The 788-nt window shown below is 29.4% G+C and carries 1 protein-coding gene; it reads right to left on the reverse strand.

The annotated features are described in order from the left end of the window. Nucleotides 1–167: 167 nt before the first annotated feature. Nucleotides 168–653 carry a hypothetical protein gene (locus FLB_RS12535; protein ID WP_064716302.1) on the reverse strand — a complete coding sequence of 162 codons (486 nt, stop codon included), beginning with the start codon at nt 651–653 and terminating at the stop codon, nt 168–170. Nucleotides 654–788: the final 135 nt, after the last annotated feature.

Genomic DNA, 788 nt, shown 5'->3' on the forward strand with positions numbered 1-788 from the left:
ACAAAACCAATTTCAAATTAAGCCTAATACCCAAATTGCTTGTAGCGTGTGTTAGGGTGTGTAGCGACACGTTTGAAAAGCACGAAAGTTCATCCGTTCCAATTTTCCATTCCAATTGCATAATCTATTTCACCTTTCGATTTCCGCTTCTGAACTTCAAACTTCATTTAATTTATAATTGGCGGAGGCGGAGCATTAAGAATTTTGTTAAAAATACTTAAATCAAATTTTTTGTTTGTTCGAGTGAATTCATGTAGGTTCTTGATTTTGACCAATGATTCTCCAAAAGACAAAAAATGTTTTGGTCCCATGTGACCATGAATCATTAGTTTTTTGTTTTGTTTCTCAATTTTTAGATTAAAAGCATTAGTTTCTCCATCTTCAATTAAACTATTTGTAAATTTTTCTTCCTTCGGAAAAGTTATTGTATCTAAAATATTTTGAATATTTTCTTTTTCTTCACTACTTAAAATTGTAAATGAAGTTTGTTCTTCATATGGATAAGAATTAATATAGTAAAGCGTATCAGAAGAATTAAATTTTAAATAATATGATTCATGAATGTTCCCTTTATAAAAAGTAAAATCGTATTCTTTTTTCGGAGATTGACAATTTGAAAAAAATACTATTAAAATTATTGTTAGTATTCTCATTTTCTTCGGTTCTTTATAATTACCACTGTTGGTTTAGTATTCGGTCAGCACGCTAACTAACTTATTATTATTATCTTTTGAAAAACGTCTGGTTGATGTCGGCTGTGTCTTTTCAACGGAGCTATACACCCTAAC

It is taken from the genome of Flavobacterium succinicans (assembly GCF_001662485.1).
GTDB lineage: Bacteria > Bacteroidota > Bacteroidia > Flavobacteriales > Flavobacteriaceae > Flavobacterium > Flavobacterium succinicans_A.